At 73.2% G+C, this 16,848-nt stretch carries 11 protein-coding genes; 1 reads left to right on the top strand and 10 read right to left on the bottom strand.

Features of this window, described 5'->3' with window-relative positions; genetic code table 11:
* Positions 1–12: 12 nt before the first annotated feature.
* The 8 genes from ABZ783_RS32160 to ABZ783_RS32125 all read right to left on the bottom strand — a co-directional run bounded on the left by ABZ783_RS32160 (position 13) and on the right by ABZ783_RS32125 (position 13,976).
* Positions 13–453, bottom strand: a complete 441-nt coding sequence (locus tag ABZ783_RS32160) for an acyl-CoA thioesterase (RefSeq protein WP_357445075.1) — start codon at positions 451–453, stop codon at positions 13–15.
* Entirely contained in the window at positions 450–6,227 is a 5,778-nt protein-coding gene (locus ABZ783_RS32155; RefSeq protein ID WP_357445072.1) for a type I polyketide synthase, read from the bottom strand. Before ABZ783_RS32155 ends, ABZ783_RS32160 begins: the two co-directional genes overlap by 4 nt.
* 46 nt (positions 6,228–6,273) lie before the next feature.
* Positions 6,274–7,263 carry an enediyne biosynthesis protein gene (locus ABZ783_RS32150; RefSeq protein ID WP_357445068.1) on the bottom strand — a complete coding sequence of 330 codons (990 nt, stop codon included), beginning with the start codon at positions 7,261–7,263 and terminating at the stop codon, positions 6,274–6,276.
* 5 nt (positions 7,264–7,268) lie between these two features.
* Positions 7,269–9,242 carry a CRTAC1 family protein gene (locus ABZ783_RS32145; RefSeq protein ID WP_357445065.1) on the bottom strand — a complete coding sequence of 658 codons (1,974 nt, stop codon included), beginning with the start codon at positions 9,240–9,242 and terminating at the stop codon, positions 7,269–7,271.
* A gap of 3 nt (positions 9,243–9,245) precedes the next feature.
* Positions 9,246–10,220: a DUF1702 family protein gene (locus ABZ783_RS32140; protein WP_357445062.1), complete on the bottom strand. Its 975-nt coding sequence runs from the start codon at positions 10,218–10,220 to the stop codon at positions 9,246–9,248.
* Between the two features lie 171 nt (positions 10,221–10,391).
* Positions 10,392–11,390: a DUF1702 family protein gene (locus tag ABZ783_RS32135; protein ID WP_357445059.1), complete on the bottom strand. Its 999-nt coding sequence runs from the start codon at positions 11,388–11,390 to the stop codon at positions 10,392–10,394.
* A gap of 112 nt (positions 11,391–11,502) precedes the next feature.
* Entirely contained in the window at positions 11,503–12,582 is a 1,080-nt protein-coding gene (locus ABZ783_RS32130) for a carboxymuconolactone decarboxylase family protein (RefSeq protein ID WP_357445056.1), read from the bottom strand.
* Positions 12,583–12,863: 281 nt separating this feature from the next.
* Complete coding sequence (locus tag ABZ783_RS32125; protein WP_357445053.1) at positions 12,864–13,976, bottom strand: carboxymuconolactone decarboxylase family protein; 1,113 nt, start codon at positions 13,974–13,976, stop codon at positions 12,864–12,866.
* Positions 13,977–14,058: 82 nt separating this feature from the next.
* Here ABZ783_RS32125 and ABZ783_RS32120 point away from each other — a divergent pair, with 82 nt between their 5' ends.
* Complete coding sequence (locus ABZ783_RS32120) at positions 14,059–14,520, top strand: helix-turn-helix domain-containing protein (protein WP_357445050.1); 462 nt, start codon at positions 14,059–14,061, stop codon at positions 14,518–14,520.
* Positions 14,521–14,563: 43 nt separating this feature from the next.
* On the opposite strand, the gene ABZ783_RS32115 is transcribed toward ABZ783_RS32120, so the two are convergent.
* Together ABZ783_RS32115 and ABZ783_RS32110 are read right to left on the bottom strand one after the other, a co-directional pair.
* Complete coding sequence (locus tag ABZ783_RS32115) at positions 14,564–16,219, bottom strand: GMC family oxidoreductase (RefSeq protein ID WP_357445047.1); 1,656 nt, start codon at positions 16,217–16,219, stop codon at positions 14,564–14,566.
* Positions 16,216–16,746: a DUF5987 family protein gene (locus ABZ783_RS32110; protein WP_357445118.1), complete on the bottom strand. Its 531-nt coding sequence runs from the start codon at positions 16,744–16,746 to the stop codon at positions 16,216–16,218. The genes ABZ783_RS32115 and ABZ783_RS32110 overlap by 4 nt, the downstream gene beginning before the upstream one ends.
* Positions 16,747–16,848 lie beyond the last annotated feature (102 nt).

The following is a 16,848-nucleotide window of genomic DNA, read 5'->3' as shown; positions in this document are numbered from 1 at the left end:
GTCCCTGTCGGGTCAGGCCCGGGCCAGGGCCCGGTACGGTTCCAGCGCCCGGATCAGCGGCTCGGGCACCCGGGTGGGCACGGTGCGGGTGTTCGGCCCGCGCATGCACGCCACCCGTTGCCGTCCCCGGGCGATCAGGGTCTCGCCGCCGCCCGGGTCCAGGCGTACGTAGTCGAAGCTGAACTCGACCTGCGTCTGCGCCAGGTCCACCAGCCGCATCCGAATCGACAGTTCGTCGAACGCGGTGATCTCGGCGAAGAACTCGCAGTCGACCTTCAGGGTGAACAGCTTGAGGTCGCCCTGCAGATCGGCCAGCACCTCGGGGGCGTTGCGCTTGAGGAACATCTCCCGGCACCGTCCCTGCCAGCGCAGGTAGTTCACGTAGTAGACGTTGCCGACGATGTTGGTCTCCTCGAATCCCACGACGTGCGGGTACTCGAAGTAGTCGCTCACCGCTGCTCCCCCTTGCCGGTCAGGATCGCGAAGACCACCGGCTCGGCGCGGTCGCGCAGCCGGGTCAACAGGGTCGCCACCGCCACGGTGCCGGCGGTGAGCACCACCCAGCCGTCCCGCTTCGGCGGGGTCAGGGTCAACGGGGCGCCCGGCAGGCCCGCCTTCTGCAGGCACTCGACGGCGGTCCAGACCCGGCTCGCGGCGGCGTCGACGCTCTCGCCGGCCTCCCGGGCGATCAGCTCCACCAGGTCGTCGTACGAGCCGAGCAGATCCCGCCAGTCCTGCCGGTCCCGCGGCTGGACCTCCTCCACGTCGCAGGCCAGCGGCCCGGCTCCGGCCACCGCGAGCGTCACGCCGGCGCCGTGCGCGGCGGAGACGGCCCGGTCACCGTCGATCTCGGGTGCCCCGTCCGGCCGGTACCGCACCTGGACCGGGGCGCCGACTGCCCGGCCGACGGCCACTGCGGTGCGGGCCCGCCGCCCGGCCACCCCGTCGGCCTCCGTCGGACCGTCCGGCTCCACCGCGACCGCCACCGCGGCGCCGACCAGGTCGCCGAGGGTGCGTTCCAGGTAGGAGCCGAGCAGCGGCGCCACCCAGGGACCAGCCCCGCCCTTCTTGCGTACGGCGTGCAGGCGCAGGCCGGCCCAGCGTTCGACCACCTCGCCGCTGTCGTCGCGGACGGCGATGTCGTAGACGTAGGTGTCGCCGTCCCGGCTGCGCTCGGTGGCGCAGTAGCGCAGTTCCCGGTTCGCGGCGAGCTTGGGACCGCCGGGGTGGATCCGTTCGATGCCCGCCGGGAGCAGCGTCCCGTCGGGCACGCAGACCTGGTTGCCGTGCATCAGCGCGTCCCGCATGCCGGGGTCGCCGAGCAGCAGGTCGCCGGGGAGGAACCCGGCGAACCAGTCGGTGCCGCCGACCACGGCCACGTCCACGTCGACGTGCCGGGCCGCCGCCCGGTGGTAGCGGCGCAGCCGCTGGAACCGGCCGCCCTGGAACAGTGTGTCGCCGTAGAGGTCACGCTGGGGGTCGAGCGGCACCTCCGGCAGCCCCGCACCGACCTGGTCGGGCGGCCCGTCGGGCGTCGGGTCGGTGGAGAAGACCAGCCGGGCTCGGAAGTGCTCGGCGGCGAAGCCGGTCTCCGCGCTGCGGATGGCCACCTCCACGGTGTCGTCGTCGGTGGCCACCGCGGCGATCCGGATCGTGGTGGCACCGTCCGGCGGCACGACGATCGGCCGGCTGAACTCGGCCTGCTCGATGCGGGGCACGGTGCGGCGGCCGGTGAGGGCGGTGGCCACCTGGGCCATCGCCTCCATCCCGAACACCGCCGGGAAGAGCAGGTTGCCGTCCAGCAGGTGGTCGGCGAGGTAGAGGTCGGATCCGGCGCTGAGCGTGGTCTCGCAGACCAGCTCCACCCCGTGGTAGTTGACCAGGGGCTTGTCGACGAACCGGAGCAGCGGCAGCTCGGGCCGGTCGTACCGGACCGTGTCGATGCCCTGGGTCCGCCCGCTGACCACCACCACCGGCGGCACGTCCGGGTCGGCGACCAGGCGCCGCATCAGCGCCACGCCCTGCTCGGGTGAGATCGGGGTGACGCCCTCGCGGGCCAGGCTCTCCACCACGGACAGCCGCTCCCCCATGCCCACGCCCGACCAGACCGACCACTCCAGGCAGAGGGCGCGGCACCGCGGGTGCCGGCGGCCGAAGTCGGTGGTCAGGCCGGCCAGCCACTCGTTGGCGGTGGCGTAGTGCGCCTCGCCGCGCAGGCCGGCGCGGCCGATGATGCTGCCGAAGGTGACCAGCAGGCGCAGCCGGTGCGGGTCGACCGCGTCGAGCACGGCCCGCAGCCCGCCGACCTTCGGCGCGAAGGTACGCCGTACCGCCGCCATGTCGACGCCGGTCAGCGCGGCCGGCTCGTTGCGGCCGGCGCCGTGCAGCACCGCGGTGACCGGTCCGAGCGCCCCGGTCACCTCGGCCACGGCCCGGCGGACCTGCTCGGCGTCGGTGACGTCGGCGCGGGCGTAGTGGACGGTGACCCCGCTGTCGGCCATCCGGCGCAGGTTGGTCGCCAACTCGTCGTCCTCGGCCGGGTCCGACCGGCCCAGCACGGCCAGCCGCGCCCCGGCGTCGGCGGCCAGCGCGAGCGCGCACTCCGCCGTGATGCCCTTGCCTCCGCCGGTGACCAGCAGCACGTCGTCGGCGCCCAGCGGCTGTTCGGTCCGCCCGGCCCGCACCGGCAGGGCACGCAGGACGGGCACCCGGCGTACGCCGGTCTCGTCGTAGAGGACCTCGGCGTAGTCCGCCGTCGCGGCGACCTCGTCGAGCACCCGGTCGACCATCTCGCCGGCCTGCGGAGCGTCCACGACCGTCACCCGCAGCTGGGGCGCCTCCAGCCGCAGCGTCCGGGCCAACCCGGCCGCTCCGGCCCCGTGCTGCAGCAGGACGAACCGGGTGTCCGGGCCGGCCGCCAGCGCGGCGCGGGCGCCGAGCAGCGCCAGCTCCAGCTGCTCCTCGGCACAGTCGGGCGGCAGGCAGACCAGTACGCCCGAGCCGACCCCACGCTGCTGCAACGCCTGGCGCAGCCGCGCCGCGAGCGGGTGGTCGTCGGGGGCGAACACCTGCCAGCGCCCGTCGCTCTCCTCGGCGCGCACCGCCGGCAGCGCCGCCACGTCCAGGTCGACGCGGAACGCCCTCGCCCAGGGCGCCGCGCCGGTCACCACCGGCGCGGCTCCGGTCTCGCCGGGCCGGGCGGTCGCCGCCAGCTCCTCCAGCGCCTCGGCCAGCTCGCGGACCGTGGCGGTGGCGAAGTTGGTCGGCGTGGCCGAGGCGGCGATCCCGCGCTGCTGGGCCGCCTGGTTGACCACCTGCCCCACGGTGATGGAGCTGAGGTGCAGGTCGTCGAGGAGCCGGCTGTCGTCGTGCACCATCTCGACCGGCAGCTCGGCCCGCTCGGCGGCGAGCCGGCGGAGCAGGTCCAGGCTGGACTCGCCCTCGCGGGCCGGCTCGACCACCCCGGTCGGCCGCGCCTCGGCGGGCCGGGCGGCCTGCCGGACGGTCACCTCGGGGGCCTGTTCGCAGGGGCTGCCGAAGAAGGTGAACGTCTGCCCCACCGCCAGCGGCCGCACCAGCCGGCCGTGGAACAGCCCGCTGTGCACGTCCGGCGCGCCCACGACGTACGCGGCCGCGACCACCCGCAGCAGCCCGCCGAGGGACTCGTCGTCGGTGTCCAGGGCCACCGCGGGAATCTCGGTCGTCGCGGCCGCCAGACCGGTGAGCACGTGCCCGGGCCCGACCTCCACGAACAGGTCGATGTCCTTGGCCGCCACCGTCACCGCCTGCTGGAACAGCACGGCGTCGGTGATCTGGCGGTGCAGCAGCGCCGGGATGTCGGTGTCGGGGCCGAGCACCTCACCGGTCACGGTGGAGACCACCGGGCGGCCGACCGGACCGAAGTCCTCGGCGGCGAGCCGCTCGGCGAAGGCCGCGGCGGCGGGGGCCACCAGCGGCGAGTGGAAGGCGTGCGACACGTTGAGCCGGGTCGCGCCGAGGCCCGCCTGGCGGGCCTCGGCGCAGAACTCCTCCACCGCCTGGACCGGGCCGGCCACCACCGTCTGCTCCGGGCCGTTGTAGCCGGCGACGACCAGTTCGGTGCCGTCGATCATCCGGGTCACCGTCTCGGCCGAGGCGGCGATGCCGGCCATGGTGCCGGAGGCGCTGTGCTCGGCCATGGTGCCGCCGCGTACGCCGGCGACCCGCAGCAGGGTCTCCGCGTCCATGGCACCGGCCCAGTGCAGGGCGGAGAGCTCACCGAGGCTGTGCCCGACCGCCACGGCGGCCTCCAGCCCGAGGTCGGTGAGGGCGGTGAGACCGGCCATCGAGCCGGTGACGATCCGCGGCTGGGCGACTGCGGTGGCCACCATGTCACCCGAGGTGGGCAGGGCCGCCCGCCGGTACACCTCGTCGACCTCCGGGAACCGCCGGCGCAGGGCGCCGCCGCTGGTGCCCCGGCCGGAGCCCTGACCGGGGAAGAGGTAGCCGATCCGGGCGGTGCCGGTGGCGTGGTTGAGGAAGCAGCGCCCGTCCGGGGAGAAGAGCCGCGCCTCCCCGGCGTCCAGCGCGTCGGCGATCCGCTGGAGCTGCCGCTCGGCCTCCTCGGGCGAGGAGACGACCACGGCGGCCCGGTACGGCAGGTCGCGCAGCTCGCCGTGCAGGGTGGCGGCCAAATCGGCGAGCTGCGCGTACGACACGTGCGGCACGAACTCGAGCAGCTTGGCCACCCGCTCGCGCAGGTCCGCCACGGACAGCGCGTCCAGCAGCAGCAGCTCCGCGTCCTGGCGGGACGAGGCGAGGCTGCGGGTCCGGCTGTCCAGGCTGGAACGGCGGCGCGCCTGACGCTTCTCCAGCACCACGTGGGTGTTGATGCCGCCGAAGCCCATCGCCGTGATGCCGGCGCGGACCGGCACGTCGGTGGGCCAGCGCTCCGCCTTCGGCAGCACCCGCAGCGCCGCGTCGTCGCTGGTGAGCAGCTCGTGCGGGTCCGCGCAGCCGATCGCCGGCGGCAGCACCTCGTGGTGCACGGCCATGGCGGCCTTGATCAGCCCGGCGACGCCGGCCGCCGCCTTGGTGTGGCCGATCATGCCCTTGATGGAGCTGATCGCGGCCGGAGCGGCGGCGGAGTCGGCGGCCCGCCGGGCGGTGGACAGCGCCCGCAGCTCGGTGGCGTCGCCGACCGCGGTGCCGGTGCCGTGCCCCTCGAAGAGGCCGACCGTCTCGATGCCGAAGCCGGCCCGCTCGTACGCCCGGCGCAGCGCCAACTGGTAGCCGTTGACCTCCGGGCGGGTGATGCCGCCCTTGCCGTCGGAGGAGATGCCCCAACCGGCGATCGTGGCATAGATCCGGTGCCCGGCCTCCAGCGCCTCCCGCTCGCGCATCAGGACGACCATGCCGCACCCCTCGCCGGGCCAGAACCCGTTGGAGTTGCGGTCGTACACCCGCATCTCGTTGCGGGCGAGCGCGCCGGTCTTGGCGAACCCGACGATCTCGAACGGGTCGATGGACAGGTCCACCCCACCGGCCACGGCGACGTCGACCTCGCCGTCGAGCAGCGTCTTGCAGGCGGTCGCCACGGACAGCAGGGAGGACGAGCAGGCGCCGTCCACGGTGTAGCCGCCGCCCTTGAGGTCGAAGTGGTTGCAGATCCGACCGGCGATGGTGTTGGAGAGGCCGCCGGCGAGGGTGTCCTCGTCGATCTCCGGGAACGGCGACTTGTAGCGGGTCTCGAAGTCGGCGAGGAACTCGGCGAGCTGGTCGTCGTTCCAGTCCTGCTCCTTGAGCGCGGCGGCGACCATCCGCCGGACGTACGGCCAGCGCAGCCGCAGCTGGTTGGCCCGGGAGAACTCACCGGTGAGGCTGTTGCCGACGATGACGCAGGTCCGGTCCCGGGGCAGGCCCTCGGCCATCGGGAAGCCCGCGTCGGCGAGGGCCGTGGCCGCGACGTCCAGCGCCAGCCAGTGGGTCAGGTCGGTCGAACGGAACGTGCTGCCGGCCACCTTGTAGGCGACCCGGTCGAACTCGTAACCCTCGATCACCGCGGCGTTGCGGGCGTAGAACCGGTCCGGGGTGGCCGGGTCGGCGTCCCAGTAGTCGTCCAGCCGCATCCGCACGTCGGGCAGGCGGCGGAACGCCCGACGCCCGGCGATCGCGTTCTCCCACAGTTCCCTCGGTGAGGTGGCGTCCGGGTAGCGACACGCCATACCCACCATGGCGATCCTGCTCATGCCAGCACCTCGCTGCTGCACTGATGATTCGCTCGCTGACGCTCGCTCATGCCAGCACCTCGCTTCGAGTCCCGTTGACGTTCGCCGCGGGCGCGGGCGAGACCGGCGCGTCCCGCAGGGCGGCCGGCGGCGTGTCGGCCCGCTCGCGGGCCTTGTTCACGAAGTGCAGCGACCAGTGGAAGATGCCCCGGCCGAGGCACACCAGCGCGGTGGCGAAGAAGATGCCGTACGCGATCCCCGCGCCGGTGAGGAAGGCGTACACGATCGCCACGCTGGCGCCGAAGAGGAACTGGGGCCAGGGCTTCGACGGGCTGGTGCCCGGGTCGGTGACCATGTAGTTGGTGAAGAGGACGAACGCGGTGCCGGTCATCATCGCCAGCGCGCCGGGGATGGAGGTGTCCAGGATCAGGCCCCGGACGACGGCCTGGAGCGCGAAGACGAGCACCCAGCCGAGGATCAGCCACATCCGCCCGGTGAGCTTTCCGTTGATCATGGTGCCGCCGACGATGATCAGGGCGGGCAGCGCCCAGTCCAGCGGCCCCGAGATGTGCTCGGTGAAGTGGTACGGCGGGGCGATGCTGGCCCACGGGAAGACCAGCAGGATCACGGTGATGCCGAAGTTCGACGGGTTCATGTAGTGCCGCATCCGCCCGCGTACCGGTGCCTGGAGCACCCACTTGGCGCCGATGGCGACGCAGACCCCGAAGATCAGCGCGATGATCTGGTCGTTGACGTAGATCAGCATGTTCATCGCGAGGCTGGTGATGTGGGCCGGGTAGAGGAACTCGACGAGCCCGCGGAAGCCATTGCCGGTGAACCGGGGGCGGCGTCCCTCGGCGCGGGCGCCGATCACCTCAAGCACGATCTCCAGGGAGTAGCCGGTGGCCAGGGCCACGAACGGCCAGACGAAGGGCTGCTCGAATCCCAGCAGGGTGTAGCCGACGATGTTGAACACCGTGATCGAGATGGCGAAGTTGCGCAGAGCCTTGATGACCTTCGGGTCATGACGAGGCGCGCCGATCGTGGTCGCGGCCATCAACGTCACCTTTCCTGAGCCTGGGAGCCGAGCTGGATGTCGTGCCAGCCCGGGGACAACTGAAGCTTCTGTTCGTGGGTCCGGCCGTCCCGGTCGCGCCAGTTCAGCTGCACGCTGACCGGGCCGGAGGCGTCCTTGCCGAGGCCGATGTGGGCCTCGTTGCTGCGCTTGCCGGAGTGCCCGCTGCCGCCGTCCACCCGGGTGATGAAGGTGCGGCCGTCGGAGGTGGTGACGGTCACCTGGGCGCCCACGGCGGGAGATCCGGAGACCGGCCGGCCGGCGCTGGTCTGGCCGGCGTCCGCCGCCGGCTCGTGGGTCAGGCGCAGCCCGAGGAACGCCCCGACGGACGGGCTGTCGTTGTGGTAGAACACCGGCTCGTCCCACTGTCGGGCGACGGCGAAGTCCAACCGGCCGTCGCCGTCGGCGTCGCCGGTGGCGATGCCCCGGGTCGGCACGGGGATCGCCAGGCCGAGCTCCCCGGCCAGGTCGACGTACCGGCCGTCGCGTCCCTTGGCGAAAAAGTGCAGCCGCTGGCTGCCGCCGATGTCGTCACCCGACTTGACGTGCGGCCACCACAGCGGGTTGTCCAGCAGGTCGTCGTTGGCCGTGGCCAGCTCCTGCAGCTGCGGCCAGCGGTTGACGTCGCCCTTGACGAAGCCGGTCGCCTGCGCCACCACGAGCTGTCCGCTGTTGTTGAAGTCGGCCATCTTGACGTCCCAGCCCCAGCCGGACCAGGCCAGCCCGAGCGGCGCGCTGCGGTCGTCGAACGGGGCTCGACCGGCGGTCAACTGCCGGCGCAGGTCCTCCCGGTCCTTGGCCGAGCCGATGAACGCGAAGTGGCTCTCCTCGATGCCGAACGAGGTGGTGATGTTGCTGACGAACAGGTCGTACAGTCCGTCGCCGTCGAGGTCGCCGTAGTCGATGCCCATGCCCTTGAACGAGTCGAGCCCGACCCGCTTGGACTTGGGCACCACCGCGCTGCTGCGGGCGCTCTGGACCAGCTCGAAGGCGATCTTGCCGGGGACCGAGCGGTTGTGCAGGAGCCGGTCCGGGCCGAAGTCGTGCGCGAGGTACAGCTCCGGCAGCAGGTCGCCGTCGAGGTCGTTGGCCCCGGCGGCCAGCGCCCAGCCCTTCGACACGTCCCGGGGCAGGACGTTGTCGACCTTCTGGAAGGTGGCGGTCGGCCGCGGCCCGGCGGTCGCGCCGGTCCAGCGGAAGAAGTAGTCCTCGCCGCCGTTGAGGCCGTTGGACATGGAGTGATTCATCTCGACGCCGCCGAAGACGGTGTCGTCGAGCACCGGGCCGTGCGGGAAGTAGTTGGCGACGAAGATGTCCACGTGGCCGTCACCGTCGAAGTCGTCGACGGCGACCGCGTTGGTGTTCCACTGCGGCTCGGTGTATTCGGTGGTCGACCCGGGCACCAGCTCGGTCGGCTGGTAGGCGTCCATCGACAGCGCCCGGGCGTCGGAGCGGGCGAGGTAGAGGATCGGCGTCCGGCCCCAGAAGTAGACGAGGAGGTCCATCCGGCCGTCCTCGTTGAAGTCGCCCGGGACGCAGCCCATCGGCGCCATCGCCTTCTTCATCGGCAGCGGCTCCGGCCGCAACGCGAACGGGGCGTAGCGGTCGCTGCGGGCGCCCGGCGTCGGGGTGACCGTCACCTGATCGGTACGCGGGTCGGTCACGCACAGGTCGTTGGCCAGCCCGTCGCCGTCCAGGTCGTTCATGGCGATGGCCGAGCCGACCGAGGAGATCCAGGCGTCGATGTTGCGGTACCGTTGGTTGACCTTCCGGATGCTCTGCTGGGGGAACCCGCCCGGCAGTGCGATGGCCGTGGGGGTGAAGGCGAAGCCGTCCGCCAGCTGCTCCCGCTCCGCCGCGGAGGCGCTGGGCAGGCGGGACGCGAAGAACAGGCTCACCACGAGGATGAGGGCGACGACCCCGGCGAGGTGCCGACGAAGCCAGCCGACTGTCATGGACATGTGTCAGTTCCTCCCGATGGCCACGAGGTCGTTGGCGACACGCTGTCGCCAGAGTTCGTACGCCGGTAGCTGGTCGCCGTCCGGTTCCTCCGGGCGGCGCTGGTCGGTCAGCGCGGACGCTTCCGCGGGCGTCATGCCGCACAGGACGGCGGTGCCGGTGGTCACGTGGGGCACGACCAGGCCGGCCCGGACCCGCGCGGCGGCCGCGAAGGCGCTGCCCTGGGCCACCTGCGGGCGGTAGCGGCCGGCGCGGCGCAGGAAGGACCGCAGCTCGTCCTCGTCGGCCCCGCCGGCGTAGGTGGCAGCCAGGCCGGCACCGCTCCACAGATCCGCCCGCCGGTGCTCGGGGAAGCCGTCGATGGTGTCGGCCACCCGGTCCGCCGCGGTGCCGCAGACGAACCACAGGGCCCGGCCGATGCCCTGGTCGACGGCCCGGTTCACGTAGGACCGGGGCCCGCCGGCGGGCCACGGGAACGCGGGTTCCTGGTAGTGAGCCCGGACGTACCGGTCGGTCTTGAAGTACGCCTGGTGGAATCCGTAGCCGTCGAGAGCCAGCCAGCGCAGTAGCGGGTCCGGCATCGCCAGCCGGCCGAACCGGAAGCGCGGGACCCGTGCCATGGCCCAGCCGATCCCGACGTAGGCCATGTAGACGTGTTTGTCGGCGGCGCCGGCGAGGAAGCGCGACACGTTTGTCGACCCGCCGAAGGGCAGGGCGTCGAGAACGGCGAAGCCCATCGTCGCGCCCTCGTAGGCGAACCCCCGAAAACGATTGGGAATACCTTCCAGCCGACGGACGGCGTCGTCGTGCCTTGCCGCCTCGACAGCGAATGCGTAACCGGCGAGAAAGGTTTGACCGATGGTTTCCAGCAATTCCCGGGAAGCCGGGTTCTTCACGTGGAATCCACGCACGTCAAGCCTGGTCTCGGAGACGTTCGGCGTGAGAATTCGGCGCCGGAGCGCGCGCGTGTGACTGGTCAAAGCGCCCCCAGGGGATATCACCAACGGTCATTCCGACAGGTCTGAATGGATTTTGCCAGCCACCCGACGGGACTTCTTCTTCTAAGATGCGAAGGGCCGCCAGCAGCACGAATCAACAATTTTGCGGGTAGCTTGATCGCAATTTCACGACCAATCGACGCGACGTCTGAGTCAGCGCACCGGCCCGGCCGACCGCAGGTCCCGGCAGCGCTGCCGGATCCGCTGCCGCCACGTCTCGTACGGTGGCACGTCGCCGCTGCCGCGCAGGTCGTCCGCCACGTCGTCGGCGAGGACCGCCGCGTCCCGTACCGACATGCCGGCCAGCACTTCGGTGGCGGCCTCCGAGTGCCCGGGGACGGTGCCGCTGAACGCCCGGGCCTTCGCGGCGAAGACCGCGCCCAGGGCGAGCTCGGGCCACTCTTCCCCGGCCGCCTCGCGGAGCCGGACCAGCTCCTCCCGACCGCAGCCGCCGGCGAAGACGGCGGCGAGCCCCACCCCGCTCCACAGATCCGGGCGGCGGTCGACGGCGAAGCGACGCACCGCGGCGTCCACGTCCGCCGGCCGGGCGGAGTGGACGAACCAGAGCGCCCGGCCGATGCCCTGGTCGACCGCACGCGGGAAGTAGCCGGCGAACCCCTGCCAGGGATAGGACTTCGGGCGCTCCTGTGTGTCCACGATCCGCCCGGTGTCGAAGTACGCCCGGTCGAAGCCGTACCCGTCCACCGCCAGCCAGCTCATCGTCGGGTGGTACGGCATGCCGGGCAGGTCCGGCAGGACGGTCCGCCACAGCGGGCGCGGCAGCCGGGCCATCGCGAAGCCGATGCCGATGTAGGCGAGGAAGATGTGCGGCCGCCCCGGGCCGAGCAGCAGTTCCCGGGTACGCGTGCCGCGCCCACCGCGCATCGCGTCCAGGACGGTGTAGGCCATCGTGGCCCCCTCGTAGGCGAAGCCCCGCATGGCCGGCTCGACCAGCTCCAACCGGCGCTCCAGCTCCCACTGGTCACGCGCGTCGATCCCCCACTCGAAGCCGCAGACGACGGACTGTGGCACGGCCTCCAGCCAGTGGGTGGCGGCGAGGTGCGGGCCGGGGAAGCCCCGGCGGGCGAAGCCCACCTCCGCCAGCGACGGCGCCAGCACGAGGCGGCGCAGGGCACCCAGAACGGTCGACATGGTTCCTCCAGCGGGTGTGGGTCGTCTGGGGCGGGTGCCTCAGAAGCTCGGGGCGGCAGGGCGCGGCGGAGGGTTCGGTGGTGGCCTGCCGGGAGCGGTCGCACCGGGCCGTTCAGCCCCCGGCGGGCCCCGACTGGGCCGGCACGTAGCGGGCACCGATCCGGCGGGCGACGGCGTAGCTGGCCCAGGCCGCCGCCTCGACCAGGCGCCGGTCATCGGGGTCGTGGCGCCGGAAGTCCTCCACCACGCTCTCGTCCACCTGATGGGAGGCGAGAGCGGTGAGCAGGGCCAGCCGCGCGGCGGCCCGCTCCGCCGCGGGCAGCCGGGCGACCAGGTCCTCGCACCACTGCCGGCTCAGCCCGGTCTCCTCGCCCCGCCAGTCCGCCAGCCGGGTGTGCACCAGCGCCCGGACCTCGGGCGACAGCGCCCGCTCACCGGCCGCCTCCAGCGCCGCGTACGCCCGGGAAACCGCCTCGGCCACCACGTGGTTCCCGGCGGCCCAGCCGGCGTCCACCGGCAGCGCGGCGGCCGGCAGCAGCGACAGCGACCGGCCCGGCGGGAACGCGCCGCGCAGGGTGGGGCTGAGCAGGTGACTGATGCCCTGCTTGGCCCGCCGGCGGGCGGCCGGCGACAGTCGCGGCGGCAGCAGGAAGCTGGCGAGGAAGACGTTGACCATCCGGGTCAGGTAGTGGAAGGCGACCATCACCCCCACCAGCTCGGGACGCTCGGCCTCGGTGAACACGGCTCCCGACGGCATCGGCGCATCCAGCAGGTGCGCCTCGCGAGCCCAGCCGGCCAGCCGCCGGAGGCGCTCGTCGCGCACGTCGTCGAGCCGGTCGGTGGCGATCGCCTCCGCGTCGTCGGGGCCGGCCAGGCCGTACATGTTGGTGCTGTGCATGTCCAGGCAGTACGGGCAGATGTTCGCCACCGACACGGCGGAGGCCACGGCCTCCTTCGCCGACCGGTCCACCGCGCCGCCGGTGGTCAGCGGCTCCCGCATCAGCATCCAGTACGCCGCGGTGGCCGGGGGCGACGGCGAGTGCAGCAGCACCGGTGGGACCACCAGGCGCATCTCCCCCGCCACCTGGTCGTACACCTCGGCGACGATGCCCTTGGCGGACTCCCGCGGGACCGGCTTGACGTACTTGACCTGACGCTGGACGACCGATGAAACGACCCGGCTGGCGAGCACTCCGCCTCCATGGTTGTGCTGACGTGGGCCGGGACCGGAGTCCGACTCGTCCCGGCCCTGGCGGGACGGTGTCCCGGCCGGGTCGGAGCGGAGGTCCGGTCCCCTCCGGCAGGCCGGTCGTGGTCGGCTCCCTCGAGCCCCCGACCGGCGGCCACCGCCCCGGAACGGCGGGACTGGTGCCAGAATGACCGACCGCACGGAGGTGGCAGAACTCCGAGAGTGCGAACCTGAGCCGCCGCGGCGGGCCGGCGTCGCGACCCGTGCCGACCCGGCACGCCGGCTCACCGCTCGGCGGGCTGGCCCGGGGTCCCACTCCCGGTGGCCGGGCCGGTGCCGGCCCACATCCAGGCGCCGATCCGGCGGGCCGCGGTGAGGCTGGCCCAGGAGGTCGCCGCGATCAGCCCCCGGTCGTCCAGGCCGGCCCCTCGCGCGTCGTCGATCACCGACGCGTCCACCTGATAGGAGGCGAGGGCCGCGAGCAGAGCCAACCGCGCGACCGGCCGCTGCGCCGCCGGCAGGTCGGCGACGGCCGCCCGGGTCCAGGACCGGCTCGGGCCGAGCGGCCGACCGTCCCACCGGCTCACCTCGGCCACCACCCGGTCCCGCACCTGCGGGGCGAGCGCCCGGGCACCGGCGGCCTCGATGGCCGCCCCGGCACGGGCGAAGGCGTCCGCCACGGGCGCGGAACCCCGCGCCCAGCCGAGATCCGGCGGGAGGGCGGCCGCCGGCAGCTGGCCCCGCGCGGCACCGGCGGCGCGGGCCGTCCGGCCGGTGTGCCGCATCACCGTACGCAGCAGCCGGCGCAACGCCGACCGCACGGCGACCGGCGCCGCCGTCGGCAGCGGTGAGTCGTCCAGGAAGATGTTCACCATGCGGTTGATGTAGTGGAAGGTCACCGCGACGCCGATCACCTCCGGCGCCTGCGCCGGCCCGAACGGGGGCGCGGGGCGGTCGGACGACTCACGGGCCCCGCTGTGCCGGGCCCAGGTCGCCATCCGGCGCATTTCGGGGTCGGTGACGAGGTCGACCCGGTCCCGCGCGACTGCCGTGGCGTCCGGGCCGCCGGCCAGGGCGTCCAGGGTCGTGCCGTGCACCTCCACGCAGTACGGACACCGGTTGGCGACGGAGACGGCTGCCGCCACCGCCTCCTTGACCCCCCGGTCCACCCGTCCGGTGGCGACCAGGGTCTCGCGCAGCATCGCCCAGCAGGCCGCGAGCGCGTCCGGCTCGGGCGAGTGCAGCACCACCGGCGGTGCGAGTACGCCGAAGTCCCGCTCGACCTGGTCGTAGAGCGCGGCCACCGGTGGCGGGGCCGCCGCCGGTGCCACCGGTGTCACGTACCGGATCTCCACTATCGACCGGCGCACGGCCGTCCTGAGCAGCCAGCCTCGCACAGTCCACTCCCTCGTCCCGGACGGCGCCGCCCGGCGGTCCGTCATCATCGGTCGATGTCGACGCGGTCACTAAGATGACCGGATGTACAACCGGATCTACGCCGACCAGACCTGTTCGATCGCCCGTTCTCTCGACGTGGTCGGCGAGCGGTGGAGCCTGCTGATCGTCCGCGAGGCGCTGGTCGGCGCGACCCGCTTCGACGTGTTCCTGCGCAACCTCGGAATCGCCCGCAACGTGCTGGCCGACCGGCTCGGCACCCTGGTGGACGGGGGCGTGCTGCAGCGGGTGCCCTACCAGGAACGCCCGCTGCGGCACGAGTACCACCTCACCGACCGTGGCCGGGAGCTGGTGCCCGTGATCCTGGCCCTGATGCAGTGGGGGGACCGGCATTTCGCCGGCCCGGCCGGCGCGCCCCGGATCGCCGAACACGACGGCTGCGGGGGCGCGGCCCAGGCCGTGATGCACTGCGTCGAGTGCGACCGGCCGCTCACCCCCGCGGAGGTGACCACCCGTCCCAACCCGGATCATGTCCCGCCCCGGTGACGCCGGTCCGCCGCGGCGGCCCGGGCGACGGCGCGCCACCCGCTCAGTTCGCGGTGTGGCCGGCCACCAGGGGCAGGACCCCGCGCCGACCCGCCGTGCCGCCGTCCGGCGACGGAGCGCCGTAGCGGACCTGCACACCCCGCTCCTGGGCCGCCCGCACGATGGCCGGCACCGCGCGTTCGGCGAGCGCCGCGATGGTCATGGCCGGATTGACGGTGAGGGCGCCCGGTACGGCGGATCCGTCGGTCACGAAGATGCCGGGGTGGTCGCGCAGCTCGTGCCGGTCGTCCAGGGCGGAGGTGGCCGGGTCGTCCCCGATCCGGCAGGAGGCCAGCGGGTGCACGGTGTAGGCGCCCACCACCTCGTTGGTCCACGGCATCACCCGGGACAGCCCGTCGCGTTCGAGGATGTCCCGCACCGCCGCGTCCGACTCGGCCCAGCCGCGCAGCGTGTTGGGCGTCGGCCGGTAGCGCAGCGCCCCCCGGCCGAGCATCTGCTGGGACAGCCGCTGCGAGTTGCCGGACTCCGGGGGCGGCCCGAACACCCCCTCGTTGTCGTCCTCGCTCATCGTGAAGATGGTCAGCCAGGACCGCCAGCGGCGGAGCAGTTCCTTCTTCTCCGCGCCGAACCAGGTGGGGCCAACGGCGTCCGGCACCTGGGCGAGGATGGTGCCGAAGCCCGGCGGGAAGTACAGCTGCTCCAGCGAGAAGCGGGTGTACTCGGCCAGTGACCCGTCCAACTTGTCCCAGCTGGCCACGCACGGCCCCTTGCCGATCTGGTAGCCCTCGTACGGCACGCCGTCGGCCCGGGACAGGCCGAGCACGTCGCGCACCCGGTCCTCGTCGAAGACGGCCGTGTTGAGCCGTTCCCCGTTGCCGGAGAAGTACCGACCGACGGCCGACGGCATCGGCCCGAGGTGCGGCTCGGAACGTTGCAGGATCACCGGCGTGGCGCCCGCACCGGCGGCGAGCACGACGACCCGGGCGTCGATCGCCCCGGCGCCCACCTCGACCCGGTAGTCGACCTCGTCCAGGACGCGGTAGTGCACCCGGTAGCCGCCGTCGTCGGTGCGGGCCAGGTACTGCACCTCGTGCATCGGCCTGATCTGCGCGCCGTGGGCCAGGGCGGCCGGGAGGTAGTTCAGCAGCAGGGACCGCTTCGCGTCGAAGCGGCACCCGGACATCATCCAGTTGCAGTTGGTGCAGCGCTCCCGGTCGATGGCGACCGGGACCGGGTTGGCGGTCCGACCGGCATGGGCGCAGGCCGCGCCGAACAGCCCGCCGGAGTACGGCACGTCCGTCCAGGTCTGCTGGCTGACCGGCAACGCCTCGGCGACCCGGTCGTACCAGGGGTCAAGGGTGTCCCGGGAGATGGCGGCGGGCCACATGCGACGGCCGATGCTGCCCTGCCGGTCGAAGACGAAGCGGGGCGCGCGGGGCATGGCGGCGAAGTAGACGACGCTGCCGCCGCCGACGCAGTTGCCGCTGAGCACGCTCATCCCGTCGCCGATGACGAAGTCGAACACCCGGGTCGAGGACGAGCCGAACTTGAAGTCCTGGTCGAACTCCTCGCCCTGCAGCCACGGGCCCCGTTCCAGCACGACCACCCGGGCGCCGCCGGCGGCCAGGTGGTACGCGGTGATCGCGCCGCCGAAGCCGCTGCCGATCACGAGGACGTCGGTCTTCTCGGTAACCGTCATGCCGGGCTCCCTGAGGGGGTCGTGTCGGGGTGCGGACGGGCGAGCACCCGGCCGTAGGAGTACTCCGGGAACCGCCAGATCCCGTCCCGGTCGGGTGGGTAGTAGCCGAGGGTGGCCAGACCGGGGTGGCCGGCGGCGAGCGCGTCGGTGGTGTGCAGGTGCGCGGCGGCGTCGAAGGCGATCGTGCTGAACATGGCCAGGCTCACCCAGGCCTCCCGCTCGGGGTGGTCCGCGCCGGTCAGCTCCTGCACCAACGCCACCCGGTCGGGGTAGGCGAGCGCCACGAACGGCGGTACGTCCGCTTCGGGCGTCAGCCGGTGCTCCTCGGCGTACCGGCGGGCGTGGCCATTGAGCGCCTCGGCGAGGCCGTCCAGGGCCGGGGCCATCCCGCCTTCCGGAGTGCGCAGCACGTCCACCGCGCCCGACGCGACCGCGCCGCCGCCGGCGGAAACCCCGGCGACGCTGCGATCGTCGGGCGAGCGCTTCTCGCCGGGCAGGATCGTGTCGGCGAACGCCTCCAACGTCATCGTCACTGCCGGGTCGGCATCAGGGGTAGTCGGTTGCACTGGCGTGTCTCCTGTCGTCGGTGAGGAGCACTGGTCGGGAGCCGGCACCGGGTCCGGCGGCAG

Source organism: Micromonospora sp. NPDC047738 (assembly GCF_040642675.1).
Lineage (GTDB): Bacteria > Actinomycetota > Actinomycetes > Mycobacteriales > Micromonosporaceae > Micromonospora.
This window is presented reverse-complemented; position numbering and strand designations above follow the sequence as displayed.

Bases quoted from the DNA above. Each gene is read 5' to 3' on its own strand.
- ABZ783_RS32135 (WP_357445059.1), bottom strand. From the start codon at position 11,390: ATGTCGACCGTTCTGGGTGCCCTGCGCCGCCTCGTGCTGGCGCCGTCG.
- ABZ783_RS32155 (WP_357445072.1), bottom strand. From the start codon at position 6,227: ATGAGCAGGATCGCCATGGTGGGTATGGCGTGTCGCTACCCGGACGCC.
- ABZ783_RS32115 (WP_357445047.1), bottom strand. From the start codon at position 16,219: ATGACGGTTACCGAGAAGACCGACGTCCTCGTGATCGGCAGCGGCTTC.
- ABZ783_RS32120 (WP_357445050.1), top strand. From the start codon at position 14,059: ATGTACAACCGGATCTACGCCGACCAGACCTGTTCGATCGCCCGTTCT.
- ABZ783_RS32150 (WP_357445068.1), bottom strand. From the start codon at position 7,263: ATGGCCGCGACCACGATCGGCGCGCCTCGTCATGACCCGAAGGTCATC.
- ABZ783_RS32145 (WP_357445065.1), bottom strand. From the start codon at position 9,242: ATGTCCATGACAGTCGGCTGGCTTCGTCGGCACCTCGCCGGGGTCGTC.
- ABZ783_RS32110 (WP_357445118.1), bottom strand. From the start codon at position 16,746: ATGACGTTGGAGGCGTTCGCCGACACGATCCTGCCCGGCGAGAAGCGC.